At 67.6% G+C, this 15,715-nt stretch carries 13 protein-coding genes, 1 tRNA gene and 1 pseudogene; 8 read left to right on the forward strand and 7 right to left on the reverse strand.

Annotation, left to right across the window (positions count from 1 at the left end; all coding sequences use genetic code 11):
- Positions 1–23: 23 nt before the first annotated feature.
- Entirely contained in the window at positions 24–1,547 is a 1,524-nt protein-coding gene (locus AZC_RS05855) for an MFS transporter (protein ID WP_012169672.1), read from the reverse strand.
- Between the two features lie 166 nt (positions 1,548–1,713).
- Here AZC_RS05855 and AZC_RS05860 point away from each other — a divergent pair, with 166 nt between their 5' ends.
- The 3 genes from AZC_RS05860 to AZC_RS05870 all read left to right on the forward strand — a co-directional run bounded on the left by AZC_RS05860 (position 1,714) and on the right by AZC_RS05870 (position 3,597).
- On the forward strand, positions 1,714–2,421 hold the full coding sequence (locus AZC_RS05860; protein WP_012169673.1) for a hypothetical protein: 708 nt from the start codon (positions 1,714–1,716) through the stop codon (positions 2,419–2,421).
- Positions 2,422–2,515: 94 nt separating this feature from the next.
- Positions 2,516–2,782 carry a hypothetical protein gene (locus tag AZC_RS05865; RefSeq protein ID WP_070096999.1) on the forward strand — a complete coding sequence of 89 codons (267 nt, stop codon included), beginning with the start codon at positions 2,516–2,518 and terminating at the stop codon, positions 2,780–2,782.
- 128 nt (positions 2,783–2,910) lie between these two features.
- Positions 2,911–3,597, forward strand: coding sequence for a class I SAM-dependent methyltransferase (locus AZC_RS05870; RefSeq protein WP_012169674.1), 687 nt, complete (start codon positions 2,911–2,913; stop codon positions 3,595–3,597).
- A gap of 10 nt (positions 3,598–3,607) precedes the next feature.
- Here the strand turns inward: AZC_RS05870 and AZC_RS05875 are convergent, their stop codons facing one another.
- Positions 3,608–4,051, reverse strand: coding sequence for a GtrA family protein (locus AZC_RS05875; protein ID WP_012169675.1), 444 nt, complete (start codon positions 4,049–4,051; stop codon positions 3,608–3,610).
- A 202-nt stretch (positions 4,052–4,253) separates the two neighbouring features.
- On the opposite strand from AZC_RS05875, the gene carB reads away from it, so the two are divergent.
- Together carB and greA are read left to right on the forward strand one after the other, a co-directional pair.
- Entirely contained in the window at positions 4,254–7,577 is a 3,324-nt protein-coding gene (gene carB, locus AZC_RS05880) for a carbamoyl-phosphate synthase large subunit (protein ID WP_012169676.1), read from the forward strand.
- Between the two features lie 343 nt (positions 7,578–7,920).
- Positions 7,921–8,394, forward strand: a complete 474-nt coding sequence (gene greA, locus AZC_RS05885) for a transcription elongation factor GreA (protein WP_012169677.1) — start codon at positions 7,921–7,923, stop codon at positions 8,392–8,394.
- A gap of 149 nt (positions 8,395–8,543) precedes the next feature.
- Here the strand turns inward: greA and AZC_RS05890 are convergent, their stop codons facing one another.
- Positions 8,544–9,029, reverse strand: a complete 486-nt coding sequence (locus AZC_RS05890; protein ID WP_012169678.1) for an Lrp/AsnC family transcriptional regulator — start codon at positions 9,027–9,029, stop codon at positions 8,544–8,546.
- A 315-nt stretch (positions 9,030–9,344) separates the two neighbouring features.
- On the opposite strand from AZC_RS05890, the gene trxB reads away from it, so the two are divergent.
- The 3 genes from trxB (at position 9,345) to AZC_RS05905 (ending at position 12,743) form a co-directional block, all read left to right on the forward strand.
- Positions 9,345–10,304 carry a thioredoxin-disulfide reductase gene (trxB, locus tag AZC_RS05895; RefSeq protein ID WP_012169679.1) on the forward strand — a complete coding sequence of 320 codons (960 nt, stop codon included), beginning with the start codon at positions 9,345–9,347 and terminating at the stop codon, positions 10,302–10,304.
- Positions 10,305–10,438: 134 nt separating this feature from the next.
- Positions 10,439–11,329: a LysR family transcriptional regulator gene (locus tag AZC_RS05900; RefSeq protein WP_012169680.1), complete on the forward strand. Its 891-nt coding sequence runs from the start codon at positions 10,439–10,441 to the stop codon at positions 11,327–11,329.
- A 781-nt stretch (positions 11,330–12,110) separates the two neighbouring features.
- Positions 12,111–12,743: a M15 family metallopeptidase gene (locus AZC_RS05905; RefSeq protein WP_070097000.1), complete on the forward strand. Its 633-nt coding sequence runs from the start codon at positions 12,111–12,113 to the stop codon at positions 12,741–12,743.
- 9 nt (positions 12,744–12,752) lie between these two features.
- Here AZC_RS05905 and AZC_RS05910 read toward each other — a convergent pair whose 3' ends face one another.
- From AZC_RS05910 to selB, 4 genes and pseudogenes are all read right to left on the reverse strand, one after another.
- On the reverse strand, positions 12,753–13,157 hold the full coding sequence (locus tag AZC_RS05910; protein WP_244421800.1) for a hypothetical protein: 405 nt from the start codon (positions 13,155–13,157) through the stop codon (positions 12,753–12,755).
- On the reverse strand, positions 13,144–13,608 hold the full coding sequence (locus AZC_RS05915) for a hypothetical protein (protein WP_012169683.1): 465 nt from the start codon (positions 13,606–13,608) through the stop codon (positions 13,144–13,146). Before AZC_RS05915 ends, AZC_RS05910 begins: the two co-directional genes overlap by 14 nt.
- A 32-nt stretch (positions 13,609–13,640) precedes the next feature.
- Positions 13,641–13,736: transfer RNA gene (locus AZC_RS05920), tRNA-Sec, on the reverse strand.
- Between the two features lie 153 nt (positions 13,737–13,889).
- Positions 13,890–15,710, reverse strand: a pseudogene (gene selB, locus AZC_RS24800) (selenocysteine-specific translation elongation factor); the annotation flags it as partial.
- Between the last annotated feature and the right edge of the window lie 5 nt (positions 15,711–15,715).

Raw genomic sequence — 15,715 nt, forward strand, 5'->3', positions numbered from 1 at the left:
GCGCGGGATGTCCCCGCGCGCCGTCACAGGCCCACGTCGTCGAGCCGGCGGCCCTTGGTCTCGATCCGCAGCAGCCAGGTGATGAGCGCCCCGAGGAGCGAGGTCGCCACCAGCATGTAGAGCAGGTTCGACGTGCCGAGCGTGCTGAGCAGGATGGGGAAGAGGAAGGCGGTCAGCACCGCCCCCACCTTGCCGAAGGCGGCGGCAAAGCCCGCCCCGATCCCGCGGATGTGGGTGGGAAACACCTCGCCTGCCAGCAGGTAGGTCTGGGCGTTGGGGCCCATGTTGCACATGAAGTTGAAAAGCATGAAGCCGGCATAGATGAGCGCGATCTGCGCCGGGCCGGTGAAGGCGTCGTGGAACGAGGCGAGCAGCAGGCCGGCGGCGCAGCCGAGGAAGCCGAACACCTGCAACAGCACGCGGCCCACCTTGTCCGCCAGCATCACTGCCGCCACCATGCCGACGATCAGAAGGATGTCGATGAAGGCCGCGCCCTGGGCGGCGCGCATGTCACCCGCAATGAGACCGGCGACACCGGGCATGCGGATGGAGGTGTCGGCCCCCAGTGCGGCGGCAAGGATGGTGGGGGTGAAGATGCCGATGCCGTAGGTGCCGAGGTCCTGAAGGAACCACGGCAGGGAGGCGAACAGCGTCGCCCGCAGGTTCTTGCGGCGGAACAGCACCAGAAGGTGGCTTTCCGGTCGGGCGAGGCCGGGCTCGTGCAGGCCCTTGAGACGGATGTGCTTGGGGTAGCGCGGCTGGCGGGTCAGCAGCCGCTTGAGATTGTGCTCGGCCTCCGGCACCCGGCCCTTCGCCAGCAGCCAGTGGCTGCTCTCGGTGATGAAGAAGCGGCCGGCGAGCACGATCAGCGCGGGGACGATGGCCACGGCGTACATGAGCCGCCAGGCGCTGAGGGTCGGATCGAAGACGAGCACCAGATAGCCGACGGCCGTTCCGCTGAGCGCGCCCAGCGCCTGGAAGGAGAAGGCGCCGAGCACGAGCCGGCCGCGCGAGGAACTCGGGATGCTTTCCGAGATGACGAGATGGGCTGTCGGATAATCGCAGCCGAGCGCCAGACCGATGCCGAAGAGGAAGATGAGCATCCAGCTGAAATTCGGCGCTGCGGCGAGCAGGCCGAGAAACAGGATGAACAGCGCCATCTCGAACACGAACATGGGCTTGCGGCCGAACTGGTCGGCAAGGCCGCCCAGCGCCAGCGCACCCACGAGGATGCCGAACAGGGTGGCGGCGCTGACGAGGCCATGCTGGAGCGGCGTCATGCCGAACTCGGCGCCCATGAGCGGCAGGGCGACGCCGGTCATGAACACGACGAGACCCTCGAAGAACTTGCCGGCGGCGGCGAGGCTCCAGATCCGCCACTGCATGGCCGTCATGGGCGCCGCCGGAACGACCGTGCCGTCGCGCCAGATGGGCGTCTCGTCGATATAGTCCTGCACCCGCTGCACGTCCTCGGGCGTGCCGTGCAGGGACTGGCCGTGCGGCCGTGTGGCGTGGCTGTGGGCGCTGTCGCTGGTTTCGGTACGCATGCTCGATCTCCGCGGCCCGCACCCTCTCCGTCACCCATGAACGGCGTGTGACGGTCACAGCTTACCTAATCGCGCTTCTAAACCATAAGCATGCGTGGGAAGCGCCGGCTCTGGAGACTTCGACCCGCCTCGTCTATGACCGAGGGGAGAAAGCTGGGAGGCTGGCATGGTTAAGGGCGCACGCGCGATCGCTGCGACGATGGTGATGGGCTTGTTCGCGGCCGGCTGCCAGGCTCCGGGCGGTCCTCCGAGCTGGGGCACCTCCGTGGTCAAGGAGACCGACGGCTTCGGCGACTATTACGAGACGGTCATCAACGTGCCCGCGCCCACCGGCGCGCCGCGGGCCTTCTCCTGCGCGGGGCCGTGGGGGCCGTCCACCAGTGACACCGTGCTCAAGGGCATCTTCGGCGGCGGCCGGGCCGTGCAGGCCACCGACGTGCTGCGGCCCGACGGCACCACCGGCCCCGGCACGATCGTGCTGCCGAACGATCCCCAGCTGCGCGTCTCCGTGGCCTGGGCGGACGGCTTCGCCTATGCCGGTCCCATCCGCTTCAACTTCACCGAGCAGTCGGCCTGGTCGGTCAACGGCGTGCGCATCGGCTCGACCATCGCCGATCTCGAACGGGCCAACGGCAAGCCGTTCCGTCTCGTCGGCTTCGGCGGCGATGCCGGCGGCGTGGTGACGGACTGGCAGGGCGGCGCGCTCGCCAACCTGCCCGGCGGCTGCAACCTCACCGTCCAGCTCGCCATCTCCGCCCTCGCGCCGGCGAGCGCGCAGGCCAAGGTGGTGGGGCCGAAGGTCTTCCTCTCCACCGATCGCAACGTGCGGGCGCTCAAGCCGACGGTCGGCCGCTTCTGGGTCATGTACAACTGATGGGCGCGATCGGGGGTTGATTGACGACGGTATGACCTTGGGGTGTCATGCGGACGGGCTGGTTTCTCCGGCCGCGTCTCATTGAAGGTGCTTCATGTCTCTGTCCCGCCTTTTCAATCCGTCCCTGGCCGTTGGTGCCGTGCTTGGCGTGAGCGTTGTCCTCGGCGCCCAGGCCTTCTTCGACGGCCGCGCGCTGGCCAACCAGCCCTTCATGGACGCCGCGCTGGCCTCGCTGCGGGCGGCGCGGGAAAATCTGGTGCAGGCGACCCCCAACAAGGGCGGCCATCGCGACCGGGCCATCGATCTGGTGGATCGGGCCATCGAACAGGTCAAGGAAGGCATCGCCTACGCCGCCCAGTGAGGGGAGGCGGAAGCCGGACGCCGTGTCCGGCTTCCCGTTCGCGCAAGGCCGCAAAAACGCCGCCTGCGCATGCTGGATCAGGAAGGTAGAAGCCGCGACAGCGGCAACGGCAGACAGCCGGAGGACGCATGGATTGGGTGACGTTCTGGGATGGAGCCCATTCCATCTATGTGAACGACCGGCACAAGATGGTGCATTACCAGCGCATCACCGCCGACATCGTTTCCCTTATTCCCGATCCGTCCAGCCGCGTGATGGACTATGGGTGCGGCGAAGCGCTGGGCGCGCCGACGCTGGCCGACAATTGCGCGCAACTGATCCTCGCCGATGCGGCGCCGACCGTGCGGGCGACCTTGAAGGACCGGCTCGGCGGCGAGCCGAACATCTCCGTCCTCTCCCCGGAGGAAACGGCGGAACTCCCCCCGGCCAGCCTCGATCTCATCATCGCCAATTCGCTGCTCCAGTATATTTCCAAGGCCGATCTCAAGGCCTTGCTGGCGCAGTGGCGGGGCCTGCTGGCGCCCGGCGGCGCGGTCATCCTGGCGGACGTGATCCCGCCCAACGTCAGCGCGGTGCAGGATGCGGCGGCACTCCTCACCTTCGGCGCGCGCGAGGGCTTCTTCTTCTCTGCGCTCCTCGGTCTCGCCAGGACGGCAGTCTCGCCCTATCGCAAGCTCAGGGCCGACCTCGGGCTGACCACCTATGAGGAAGGCGAGATGATCACGCTGCTGCGGGGCGCCGGCTATCTGCCCCAGCGCCTGCCGAAGAACATCGGCCACAACCAGCGCCGCATGGCCTTCCGGGCCGTTCTGTAAGGGCGGCGGGCTATTCGGCCCGCTGCTCGCGCGCACCGGCCTTATGGGCGAAGGCCCAGATCCGGTAGGCACTGAAGGTCCAGATCATCACCAGCCCGGTCGTGATGGCCTGCGCCAGCAGGTAATAGAGCCCGATGCGGTGCACCAGCAGGTCCATCAGCACCCCGGTCATGATGAAGGCAATACCGGCCACCGTGGCGAAGCGGGGCAGGGCGCCCGCGTGGCTGCGCGTCGATTCGAAGGTGAAACGACGGTTGAGGCTATAGGAAATGACGCTGCCGACGATGAAGCCCGCCAGGGAGGCAAGAACCGGCCCTGCCCAATTGCGCTCCACCATGATGGCCAGCGTGGTGAAATGGCCGGCCGCCGCGGTCAAGCCCACGCCCACGAACGTCGCGAACTGAAGGAAGAAGGCGCGGTGACGCTGGGCGAGGCGGGTCAGGAGGGCGAACACGAAACAGGCTCCGGTGGGCCGGGACGATCGAGGCGTCTTCCGTCGCGAGAAATTATGGTCTAAGGAAGCCCAATCCGCGTGCAGGGGCGGAGAAATTTCTGCGTCCCCCGCATTGCCGCCGCCGTCCACAAGGACGGATCCACTCATTCAGGGGCGCGTGACCCGCGGCCCTTTTTTTGCGCCCGTCGAGCGCCAGAGATAGATGCCGAAACGCACCGACCTCGAAACCATCCTCATCGTCGGCGCCGGTCCGATCGTCATCGGCCAGGCCTGCGAATTCGACTATTCCGGCACGCAGGCCTGCAAGGCCTTGCGCGAGGAGGGCTACCGGGTTGTCCTGGTGAACTCCAATCCGGCGACCATCATGACCGACCCGGACATGGCGGACGTCACCTATATCGAGCCGATCACGCCGGAAATCGTCGCCAAGATCATCGAGAAGGAGCGCGGTGACCGCTCCAAGGGCTTCGCCCTCCTGCCCACCATGGGCGGCCAGACGGCGCTGAACTGCGCCCTGTCGCTCAAGAAGATGGGCACGCTCGAGAAGTTCGACGTGGAAATGATCGGCGCGACCGCGGAGGCCATCGACAAGGCCGAGGACCGCGAGCTGTTCCGCGACGCCATGACCAAGATCGGCCTCGACACGCCCCGGTCGCGCCAGATCAAGACGCTGGGTGAAGCCCTGGAAGCGCTGGACGAGGTGGGCCTGCCCGCCATCATCCGCCCCTCCTTCACCATGGGCGGCACCGGCGGCGGCATCGCCTACAACAAGGCGGAGTTCATCGAGATCATCGAGCGCGGCATCGACGCTTCCCCCACCAATGAGGTGCTGGTGGAAGAGAGCGTGCTGGGCTGGAAGGAGTATGAGATGGAGGTCGTCCGCGACAAGGCGGACAACTGCATCATCGTCTGCTCCATCGAGAATCTCGACCCGATGGGCGTCCACACGGGCGATTCCATCACCGTCGCGCCGGCTCTGACGCTGACGGACAAGGAATACCAGATCATGCGCGACGCCTCGCTGGCGGTGCTGCGCGAGATCGGTGTGGAGACCGGCGGCTCCAACGTGCAGTTCGCCATCGATCCGGCCTCCGGCCGCATGATCGTGATCGAGATGAACCCGCGCGTGTCGCGCTCCTCGGCGCTGGCCTCCAAGGCGACGGGCTTCCCCATCGCCAAGGTCGCGGCGCGCCTTGCGGTCGGCTACACGCTGGACGAGATCGCCAACGACATCACCGGCGGCGCGACCCCGGCCTCCTTCGAGCCCACGATCGACTACGTGGTCACGAAGATCCCGCGCTTCGCCTTCGAGAAATTCCCCGGCGCCGATAACACCCTCACCACCTCCATGAAGTCGGTGGGCGAGGCGATGGCCATCGGCCGTACCTTCCAGGAGAGCTTGCAGAAGGCGCTGCGCTCGCTGGAGACCGGCCTCACCGGCCTCGACGAGATCGACATCGAGGGCCTCGGCCAGGGCGATGATGGCAGCGCCATCCGCGCCGCCATCGGCGTGCCGACCCCGGATCGCCTCCTCAAGGTGGCGCAGGCCATGCGTTTCGGCCTCACCGACGCGCAGATCCATGCCGCCTGCAAGATCGACCCGTGGTTCCTGGAGCAGATCCGCGCCATCGTCGACACCGAGGCGAAGGTGCGCAAGTTCGGCCTGCCCACCACGCCCGGCGCGCTGCGCGCCCTGAAGGCGCAGGGCTTCTCGGACGCCCGTCTCGCCACGCTCGCCGGCATCGGCGAGGCCGAGGTGCGTGAGCGCCGCCATGCCCTCGACGTGCGTCCGGCCTACAAGCGCATCGACACCTGCGCGGCCGAGTTCGCCTCGCCCACCGCTTACATGTACTCGACCTATGAGGCGCCGTTCGCCGGCAAGCTGGCCGACGAGGCCCAGCCCTCCGAGCGCGAGAAGGTGGTGATCCTCGGCGGCGGCCCCAACCGCATCGGCCAGGGCATCGAGTTCGACTATTGCTGCTGCCATGCGGCCTTCGCCCTCAAGGATGCGGGCTATGAGGCCATCATGGTCAACTGCAATCCGGAGACGGTCTCCACCGACTATGACACGTCGGACCGGCTCTATTTCGAGCCGCTGACCTCCGAGGACGTGCTGGAGCTGATCGACCGCGAGCGCACGAAGGGCACGCTGAAGGGCGTGATCGTGCAGTTCGGCGGCCAGACGCCCCTGAAGCTCGCCCGCGCGCTGGAAGAGGCGGACGTGCCGATCCTCGGCACCTCGCCCGACGCCATCGACCTCGCCGAGGACCGCGACCGCTTCAAGCACCTGCTGGACAAGCTGAAGCTGCGCCAGCCGGCGAACGGCATCGCCTATTCGGTGGAGCAGGGCCGCACGGTCGCGTCCGAGCTTGGCTATCCGCTGGTGGTGCGCCCGTCCTATGTTCTGGGCGGCCGGGCCATGCAGATCATCCGCGATGATTCGCAGCTCGGCGACTATCTGCTCGACACCCTGCCGGGCCTCGTGCCGCAGGATGTGAAGTCGCGCTACCCCAACGACAAGACCGGCCAGATCAACACGGTGCTGGGCAAGAACCCGCTCCTGTTCGACCGCTATCTGTCGGACGCCATCGAGGTGGACGTCGACGCGCTGTGCGACGGCAAGGACGTCTTCATCGCCGGCATCATGGAGCACATCGAGGAGGCCGGCATCCATTCGGGTGACAGCGCCTGCTCGCTGCCGCCCCACTCGCTGGACGAGGACACCATCGCCGCGCTGGAGAAGCAGACCGCGGCCATGGCGCTGGCGCTCGGCGTCGGCGGCCTCATGAACGTGCAGTACGCCATCAAGGATGGCGTGATCTACGTTCTGGAAGTGAACCCGCGCGCCTCGCGCACGGTGCCCTTCGTCGCCAAGGTGATCGGCTCGCCGATTGCCAAGATCGCGGCCCGTGTGATGGCCGGCGAGAAGATCGCCTCCTTCGGCCTGAAGAAGAGCACGCTGAAGCACATCGCGGTGAAGGAAGCGGTGTTCCCCTTCGCCCGCTTCCCGGGTGTGGACACCGTGCTCGGCCCGGAGATGCGCTCCACCGGCGAGGTGATGGGTCTCGACACCGATTACGGCGTCGCCTTCGCCAAGAGCCAGCTCGGCGGCGGCACCAAGGTTCCGAAGTCGGGCACCGTCTTCGTCTCGGTGAAGGACAGTGACAAGCCGCGCATCCTGCCCACCATCAAGATGCTGGTGGATCTCGGCTTCAAGGTGATCGCCACCTCCGGCACGCAGCGCTTCCTCGCCGAGAACGGCGTCGAGGCCGGCAAGATCAACAAGGTGCTGGAAGGTCGCCCGCACATCGTGGACGACATCAAGAATGGCGGCGTGCAACTGGTGTTCAACACCACGGAAGGCCAGCAGGCCCTTTCCGACAGCCGGTCGCTGCGCCGGGCGGCCCTCTTGCACAAAGTGCCGTATTACACCACGCTGTCAGGTGCCATTGCTGCGGCGCAGGGGATCAAGGCCTATGTGGGCGACGATCTCCAGGTCCGCGCGCTGCAAAGCTACTTCAAGTGATGGCAGGCCGGCGGCGGCGGGAGAGCCTTGGTTCTCCCGGCGCCTGACCGGAGCGGAACCGTGGTATTCAGCCTCGCATCGGCCGTGGGCCGGTGCGAGCTATTCGGCTTTTGTCCGGGCACAACGAAGCCCGCCAGGCGTTGCCGGCGGGACCCCTTCGGGCAGCTTCGGCGTTGGGGGTGGAATGTCCGCGGAGATTGCGGGACGCTCCTTCCGTCCGATTCCCGGACGGGGCCGCAATGTCTGGATGCCGGACGTGTTGAGATCGACGTGTGGGCGCGGGTGGCGGGTCGAACCGGCCATCGCGCGCATCGCCGGCATGAGGAGGTTCTAGGTAGGACCCATGGAAAAGATTCCCATGACGGGGGCGGGTTTCGTCGCCCTTGAGGAAGAGTTGCGTTTCCGTCAGCAGGTGGAGCGCCCGCGGATCATCAGCGCCATTTCCGAAGCGCGCGCCCATGGCGACCTCTCCGAGAATGCCGAATATCACGCGGCCAAGGAGCTTCAGTCCCTGAACGAGGGCCGGATCGCGGAGCTCGAGGACAAGATCTCGCGCGCCGAGGTCATCGACGTGTCCAAGCTCTCGGGCGACATCGTGAAGTTCGGCGCCACCGTCACGCTGGTGGACGAGGACACCGAGGAAGAGCGCGTGTGGCAGATCGTCGGCGACAGCGAGGCTGACGCGAAGGCGGGCCGCATTTCCATCTCCTCGCCGGTGGCGCGTGCGCTGATCGGCAAGAAGAAGGGCTCGTCCGTCGAGGTCGTGACGCCCAAGGGTGCGCGCTCGTTCGAGATCGTCGAGGTCCGCTGGGCCTGAGGGCGTCCGGAGTGGCGTCTCTGTTCTGGGGCGTCGGAGTGTTCCGCAGCGCGGGGCCTCCGGCGCCCTTTTTGCGTGGGCCGAGGCGTACGAAACGTCTGTTTTGCCGGGACTTTACGTCGCAACGGCGACCGGTCTCGGCGGTCCGCTCACTCCGGGGGCGGGGAGCCCTCTTCCAAGGGCACGATGGGCGCGTTCTTGGACTGCTTCAGCGTCAGCGCCGTCTTCACATTGCGCACGTTGGGCGCGGAGGTGATCTCCAGCACGAATTTCTGGAAGGTCGGCAGGTCGGGCGCGACGCAGAGCATCAGGAAGTCCACGTCGCCCGAGAGCATCCAGGAGGCGCGCACCAGTGGCCAGTGTTCGATCCGCGCCTCGAAGGCAGCAAGGTCGGACCCCGCCTGGCTGATGAGATGCACCATGGCAAAGGCCATGAGGTCGTAGCCGAGCTGCTTCTCGTCCAGCAGCGCCCGGTAACCCTTGATGATTCCGTCTTCCTCGAGGCTGCGGACGCGGCGCAGGCAGGGCGGAGCGGAAATGCCGACGCGGCGCGACAGCTCCACGTTGGTCATGCGGCCGTCCCGTTGCAGCTCGGCCAGGATCTTCCAGTCCACGGCATCGAGACGAACGGTCAAGGGGGAATCCTCCGGGGCGATTTCGTCAGGCACCTTAGTGAAGCCTAGACGCAGCGCAACGAAATAATATTGCGCGACGCCGCGGTGCACCGATTCGATGCGTTCGCACGGTGGGATCGCGGCGAATTGTCTGCGGGAACTGGGGACATCCCCCGGTGGCGCGACTGCAACGCGTGTTGAGCCTTGTCGCCTGCGCAACCCGCCCCTACATTCCCGCATAGCTCTTTGTCAATGCGTCCGATCTCGGCTGCGCCTACGCGCCGGCGCCGGATGCGGGCGGTCCCGCATGGGCACCGTCGAGGTTCGAGGACGGAAATGGCTTCCCACAGCAAGGTCATCATCATCGGGTCCGGCCCGGCCGGGTACACGGCGGCGATCTACGCCGCCCGCGCCATGCTGGAGCCGATCCTGTTCGAAGGCATCCAGCCCGGCGGCCAGCTGACCATCACCACCGATGTCGAGAACTACCCTGGTTTCGCCGATGTCATTCAGGGGCCATGGCTCATGGAGCAGATGCGCGCGCAGGCCGAGCACGTCGGCACGCGCATCCTCTCCGAGCATGTGGCGAGCCTCGACCTCTCCCGGCGTCCGTTCAAGATGGTGACGGAAGGCGGGGAGACCTATGTGGCGGACGTCGTGATCCTCGCCACCGGCGCGCAGGCCCGCTGGCTCGGCCTCGGGTCGGAGGAAGCCTATCGCGGCTTCGGCGTTTCCGCCTGCGCCACCTGCGACGGCTTCTTCTATCGCGGCAAGGACGTGGTGGTGGTGGGCGGCGGCAACACGGCCGTCGAGGAAGCGCTCTTCCTCACCAATTTCGCCAGCAAGGTCACGCTGGTGCACCGCCGCGACAAGCTGAGGGCCGAGCGCATCCTCCAGGACCGCCTGTTCGCCCACCCGAAGGTCTCGGTGGTGTGGAATGCGGCCATCGATGAAATCCTCGGCGTCAGCGAGCCCGTATCGAAGGTGACGGGCGTGCGGCTGAAGGACGTGAACACCGGCGCCCATGCGGAGCTGGCCACCGATGGCGTGTTCATCGCCATCGGCCATGCCCCCTCGACGGCGCTGGTGGAAGGTCAGCTTCGGATCAAGTCCGGCGGTTATGTTTGGACGGCGCCGGATTCCACGGCCACCTCCGTGCCCGGCGTCTTCGCCGCCGGAGACGTGGCCGACGACGTGTTCCGACAGGCGGTGACGGCCGCCGGCCGGGGCTGCATGGCGGCGCTGGAGGCGGAACGCTTCCTCGCGCAGCACGAGGTGGCGGAAGCCGCAGAGTAGGCCGCTGGAGTACGCGGCGTTTCGCACGGGCCTCAGGCCGTCGGAGCGCGCGTCCTCTTCCAACAAGTTAGGGGGCGATCCCTCAGGTCGTGTTGGCTCAACAGGACCGGATCGCGCCCTAAGGGCAGGGTGTGATGGACTGGGACAAGCTCAAGGTTTTTCACGTGGCCGCCGAGGCCGGGTCCTTCACCCATGCGGGCGAGACACTGGGCCTGTCCCAGTCCGCCGTCAGCCGCCAGGTTTCGGCGCTGGAGCAGGAACTGAAGGTTCCCCTGTTCCACCGCCATGCCCGCGGCCTGATCCTGACGGAGCAGGGCGAACTGCTCTATCGCACCGCCCATGAGGTGTTCCTCAAGCTGGAATCGGCCCGCGCCCAGCTCACCGACAGCCGCGAGAAGCCGAACGGCGAACTGCGCGTCACCACAACGGTCGGCCTCGGCACCCATTGGCTGACCGCCCGCGTGGGCGAGTTCGTGGAGCTTTATCCGGACATCCGCATCCAGCTCATCCTCACCGACGAGGAACTGGATCTCGCCATGCGCGAGGCGGACGTCGCCATCCGCATGCGCCAGCCGGTGCAGCCGGATCTGGTGCAGCGCAAGCTCTTCACCGTGCATTTCCACGCCTATGCCTCGGTGGATTATCTCAAGCGCCATGGCCAGCCGCGCACGCTGGAAGAACTGGACAAGCACCGCATCCTCCTGCTCGGCGGGCCGATCCCGAGCTATTTCCAGGGCCTCAACTGGCTGGAGCATGCGGGCCGCGACGGTTCGACGCCCCGCGTGCCGGCCTTCGAGGTCAACAGCGTGCTCGGCCTGAAGCGGGCCGTGGAGCGCGGCGTCGGCATCGGCACGCTGCCCGATTATCTCTCGGATGACTCTTCGTCGCTCGTGCAGCTCTTCACCGACCGCGAGACGCCTCAACTGGAGGCTTACTTCACCTATGCTCAGGAAATGCGCTCCGTGGCGCGCATCCAGGTGTTCCGGGACTTCCTGATTTCGAAGGCGCAGCGCTGGAGCTACTGAGCGTGACAGGGGAATGACGCGGGCGTCGTTGGATCACAAATGAGCCAAGCGCCGCGCACATGCCTGACATGCGGTCATTCCGCATTGCATTATGCCTACAGGACGTGCACTTTGCACTTGCACTGATCGCGCCGTGAGCGGCGCAGTCAGGTGTTCCCCTCTGGAAGGTTCGCCGCTCTGCGGCGATACTTGCCGGGCCTCTCGCGAGGTCCGGCATTTTTCTTTTCTACTCCCGTGTTGCTGTCCCCGACGCCGATACCGGCCACCGGCGTGCGTTGCCCTGGCCTGCTGCGGCCCGGCGCATGCGCCATGCAACGAATCCCATGCGACGGGGCGCGTTGTGTGCGCTGCACAAGAGGCCGACATCTTCCGCTGTGTGCGCTGTGTGCGGGTGCCTCCGGCGGAACCCGGCACCGGACGGCGGGTTCCTGTTTCCTGAGACAGGAGACCTGGATGGCGCAACACCTTCTCCCGGCGGACAACGCGCTTGCGTTTCCGCTTCTGGCCGGGCCTTTTCCGCCGCCCGAGCCGCCCGAGCCCATTCCCCCCATGCCACCACTCACGCCGCCGCCTCCGACCCGCGAGCCGGACGATCTGCCGGAGCCTGGCCCGGATCTGCCGCCCCTTCCCGAGGGCGATCCCTCCCGCGAGCCGCGGGAAGAGCCCGGCCCGCCGCCTATGCCAATGAACGCATGACCCTTCGAGGCTCGGGTGGCCGCTGACGGATCGGTGCATGGACACGGGCTCTCGAACGGGCTCTATGGAGCGCGGAGGTGCTTCCATGTCCGTGTCCGCCGAACCTGTCCTGCCTGCGCTCTTCGTCGACGTCCCCGCAGTGGTCCCGAACGTGATCGTGGATCTGCGCTATGCCGGGCCGAACAATTTCGTCGGGGTGCGGGTGGACGGGTATGAAGCCGAGCGGGCGCTGCTGACCCGGCCGGCGGCGGAAGCGGCCGCCCGCGTTGCCGAAGGGCTGGCGCGGCAGGGATTGGTGCTGAAGCTGCTGGATTGCTATCGCCCCACGCGGGCCGTTGCGCATTTTGCCCGCTGGGCCGCGGATACGAACGACCTCGGCACCAAGGCCGATTTCTATCCCGACCATGACAAGCCGGAGCTGTTCGATCTCGGCTATATCGCCGGCCGCTCCAGCCATTCGCGCGGCTCGACCCTCGACCTGACGCTGGCCCATGCCTCGGACGGCACCGAGCTCGACATGGGCACGCCGTTCGACCTCTTCAGCGAGCGCTCCTGGCCGGCCTCGCTGGCGGTGACGGACGCGCAGCGCGACAACCGCCGTCTGCTCGCTGCTGCCATGACGGACGCGGGCTTCGAGCCCTTCCTCATGGAATGGTGGCACTTCACCCTGAAGGGCGAGCCGTTTCCCGACACCTATTTCGACGCGCCGATCCGCTGACCGGCAGCGTCAGGAGAGGTTGATTTCCTCGATCTGGAGCCGGCGGCCCCAGGCATCGAAGAACTGGCCTTCGTTCAGCACCAGGCGATCCTCGCGCACGCGGCTTTCCACCTCGCGCAGGCGGGCGCGGGCGTCCTCGTTCTCCAGCGGGCCGTCCGGATCGAACTGCGCGAAGAAGGCGGCACCGTCCCACTTCAGGCCCGAACCTGCAAACAGGGCGACGATCTGGCCCCAGGTGATCTCGTCGCCGATGATGTTCAGGAAGGTGGAGGCGAGCGGCTTCACCTGCGTCTCGCCGATCTCCACCAGAATGACGAGCGCGGTGAACGGGCCTTCCTCCGAGAAGGACTCCTGAAGCCAGGCCTCGAACTCGTTCGCGCTTCCCGGCCGGGTGGACTTGTCAGTAATCGACACGCGGCGTCTCCGGCATGTAGTAATCGAAAAGCTGCCAGAAGGAGCTTGCGCGAGTCTGTTCATACCAAGCTTCAAAGGCGGCCATCTCCGCCGCCGGGTCGGCTTCCACCGGGCTCGCGCCATCCTCGGCCGGATGCGCCGCGCCGAACAGGGCCAGCGCCAGCGGCGTGAGACGCTCCAGAACCTGCGTGCGCGCCTCGCTCTCGCTCTGCCAGTCGAAACGCTCGCGCACATGGGCCTGCGCGGCCGCGACCGCCGCTTCCGGCGTCTCGGCGGCGGTGACGCGCGCCACGAGGGCGCGGAGGAAGTTCAGGCGGCGATAGGCAATGGTGCGCTCGGTTGCGAGGCGTGCGGTCGTCTCCGCCACCTCCTTGCGGAAGGCTTCCTCGCGCAGGTCGGCGGCACGGGCGGCCTCATCGAGGCGCGCGATCATCGCGTCGGCTGGGGTCATTGCCGCTTCTCTTTGGGGGGCGTCGGGGAAAGTGGCGGAAGAGAGTGGGAGTCGAACCCACCAAGGACCGGCTCGCGGCCCCTCCCGGATTTGAAGTCCGGACGCCCCACCAGGGACGCTTCTCCTCCGTGCGCCGCAACCGCATCTGGGGCGGCGGGCGAATTGTCAGCCGGCGCATCATCGCTGCTCGTGCGGAACAGGTCCAGCCGGTGCGGATTGATGCGACGAAGATCGCCCCGGCGCAAGGTCACGCCGTGCCGATCGAAGAATTCCAGGATCTGGATCGCCACCTTGCGCCCGTTTTCCACTTCATCGCGGAACTGGGCGGCGGTGAAGTTGCCGTGGGCGGCGGACAGGCGGGCGATGATGCCGACCATCTCGCCAACGGTGGCGCGCAGGAAGAAATGGTCGTGCGCCACCTCGTCCACGCGGGCAAGGCGCCCGAGCAGCTTCATCAGGCGGCGGATTTCCGCCTCCGGCACCTCGATCAGACCGGCGATGTCGCGCACGCGCGGTGGGCGGAAGCGCTCCTCGCCGGCGAGCAGCGGGGCGACCCGTGCCCAGTTCGCCTCATCGAGCGGCGTCAGGCGCACCTCGAAGCCGGCGCGCCTCACCCAGGCGCCGTCGAGCGCGATCTCGCGCGCCTGCGCCAGCGCCTGAAGGGCCGCCTTGAAGGCGGGCGCCGGGAGGCGCGGTTCCGCCTGCATGCGCAGCCGTTCGATGCCGATGCCGGGCAGGTCGGGATTGTCCGCGTGAAAGGTGTCGAGCGTGCCGAGCAGCCGCTCATGGAAGGTCGCCCAGCGCGCGCCGGAGAGCACGACCGCCGTGTCGCCCACGGAAAGCGCCTTGAGGTCGAGATCGCGGATCAGGGCCGGCACGGCATCGCTGGCCAGCGCCCGGTCGCGGGCGAAGGTGGCAAGGTCGAGATGGAAGGGCGGCAGATCCAGCAGGTGGGCTAGGGCAACGGCGGCATCCGGTTCGGCGATTGCGCCGAGTTGTGCGAGGCGTTCCGGTGTGCGGCGCTTGCGGGCGGGGCCGCGCAGATCGAGAAACACGCCGCCGCCGATGGTGCGCTGGGCGGAGGTGTCGCGGATGACGAAGCGGTCGCCCGCCGCCGCCGCGATGGGGGCGTCCAGCACCAGTTGCACGAGCCCGGTCTCGCCGGGCTTCACGGCCTCTTCCAGCAGCACGATGCGGGCGCCCACCTCGCGGGCGGCGTGGTGCAGGCGCACCGGGAACCACTGGCCGACGGGCTTGGGCTCGCCGGGGAGCACGCGCAGTCGCGCGTCGATATGGTCGGCGGGGGCGTGGAGCGTGTCGGCTAGCAGCACGTCGCCGCGCGAGAGGTCATCTTTGGAGAGGCCGTCGCCGGCAATGTTGATGCCGCAGCGGTCGCCCGCACGGCCGATGTCGGAGGCGCGGTCCTGCGCGCGGATGGAGCGCACGCGGGCGGGACGGCCGCTCGGGCTCAGCATCACCCGGTCGCCCACCCTGACCTCACCGGACAGGACAGTGCCCGTCACCACGGTGCCGGTGCCGGAGAGGGTGAAGGCGCGGTCCACGGCAAGGCGGAAACGGCCCTCGGCGGCGCGTCTGGCAAGGCGCGCGTTCGCCGCCTCAAGCCGGGCGCGGATGTCCGCGACGCCGGCGCCGGTCACGGTGGAGACGGGCAGGATCTCCGCACCCGCCAGCACCGTGCCGTCCAGCGTGGCGGCGATTTCGGCGGTCACGGCGGCAAGGCGATCTGCGTCCACCAGATCGGCCTTGGTGAGGGCAACGAGGCCGTGGCGCACGCCCAGCAGGTCGATGATGGCGAGATGCTCGCGGGTCTGGGGCATCACGCCGTCATCGGCGGCCACCACCAGCACCACGAAATCGATGCCGCCGGCGCCCGCCAGCATGGTGTGGACGAACTTCTCGTGCCCCGGCACGTCGATGAAGCCCAGCACCGCGCCATCGCCCGCCGGCATGTAGGCGAAGCCGAGGTCGATGGAGATGCCGCGGGCCTTCTCCTCCTTCAGCCGGTCCGTATCGACGCCGGTGATCGCCCGCACCAGCGAGGTCTTGCCGTGGTCGATATGTCCTGCTGTGCCGATGATCATGGTGC

The organism is Azorhizobium caulinodans ORS 571, assembly GCF_000010525.1.
In the GTDB taxonomy this organism is placed as follows: domain Bacteria; phylum Pseudomonadota; class Alphaproteobacteria; order Rhizobiales; family Xanthobacteraceae; genus Azorhizobium; species Azorhizobium caulinodans.

What these genes read in the sequence shown, in the direction of transcription:
- AZC_RS05855 (WP_012169672.1), bottom strand. Translation starts at nt 1,547, where the DNA reads ATGCGTACCGAAACCAGCGACAGCGCCCACAGCCACGCCACACGGCCG.
- AZC_RS05860 (WP_012169673.1), top strand. Translation starts at nt 1,714, where the DNA reads ATGGTTAAGGGCGCACGCGCGATCGCTGCGACGATGGTGATGGGCTTG.
- AZC_RS05865 (WP_070096999.1), top strand. Translation starts at nt 2,516, where the DNA reads ATGTCTCTGTCCCGCCTTTTCAATCCGTCCCTGGCCGTTGGTGCCGTG.
- AZC_RS05870 (WP_012169674.1), top strand. Translation starts at nt 2,911, where the DNA reads ATGGATTGGGTGACGTTCTGGGATGGAGCCCATTCCATCTATGTGAAC.
- carB (WP_012169676.1), top strand. Translation starts at nt 4,254, where the DNA reads ATGCCGAAACGCACCGACCTCGAAACCATCCTCATCGTCGGCGCCGGT.
- greA (WP_012169677.1), top strand. Translation starts at nt 7,921, where the DNA reads ATGGAAAAGATTCCCATGACGGGGGCGGGTTTCGTCGCCCTTGAGGAA.
- trxB (WP_012169679.1), top strand. Translation starts at nt 9,345, where the DNA reads ATGGCTTCCCACAGCAAGGTCATCATCATCGGGTCCGGCCCGGCCGGG.
- AZC_RS05900 (WP_012169680.1), top strand. Translation starts at nt 10,439, where the DNA reads ATGGACTGGGACAAGCTCAAGGTTTTTCACGTGGCCGCCGAGGCCGGG.
- AZC_RS05905 (WP_070097000.1), top strand. Translation starts at nt 12,111, where the DNA reads ATGTCCGTGTCCGCCGAACCTGTCCTGCCTGCGCTCTTCGTCGACGTC.
- AZC_RS05915 (WP_012169683.1), bottom strand. Translation starts at nt 13,608, where the DNA reads ATGACCCCAGCCGACGCGATGATCGCGCGCCTCGATGAGGCCGCCCGT.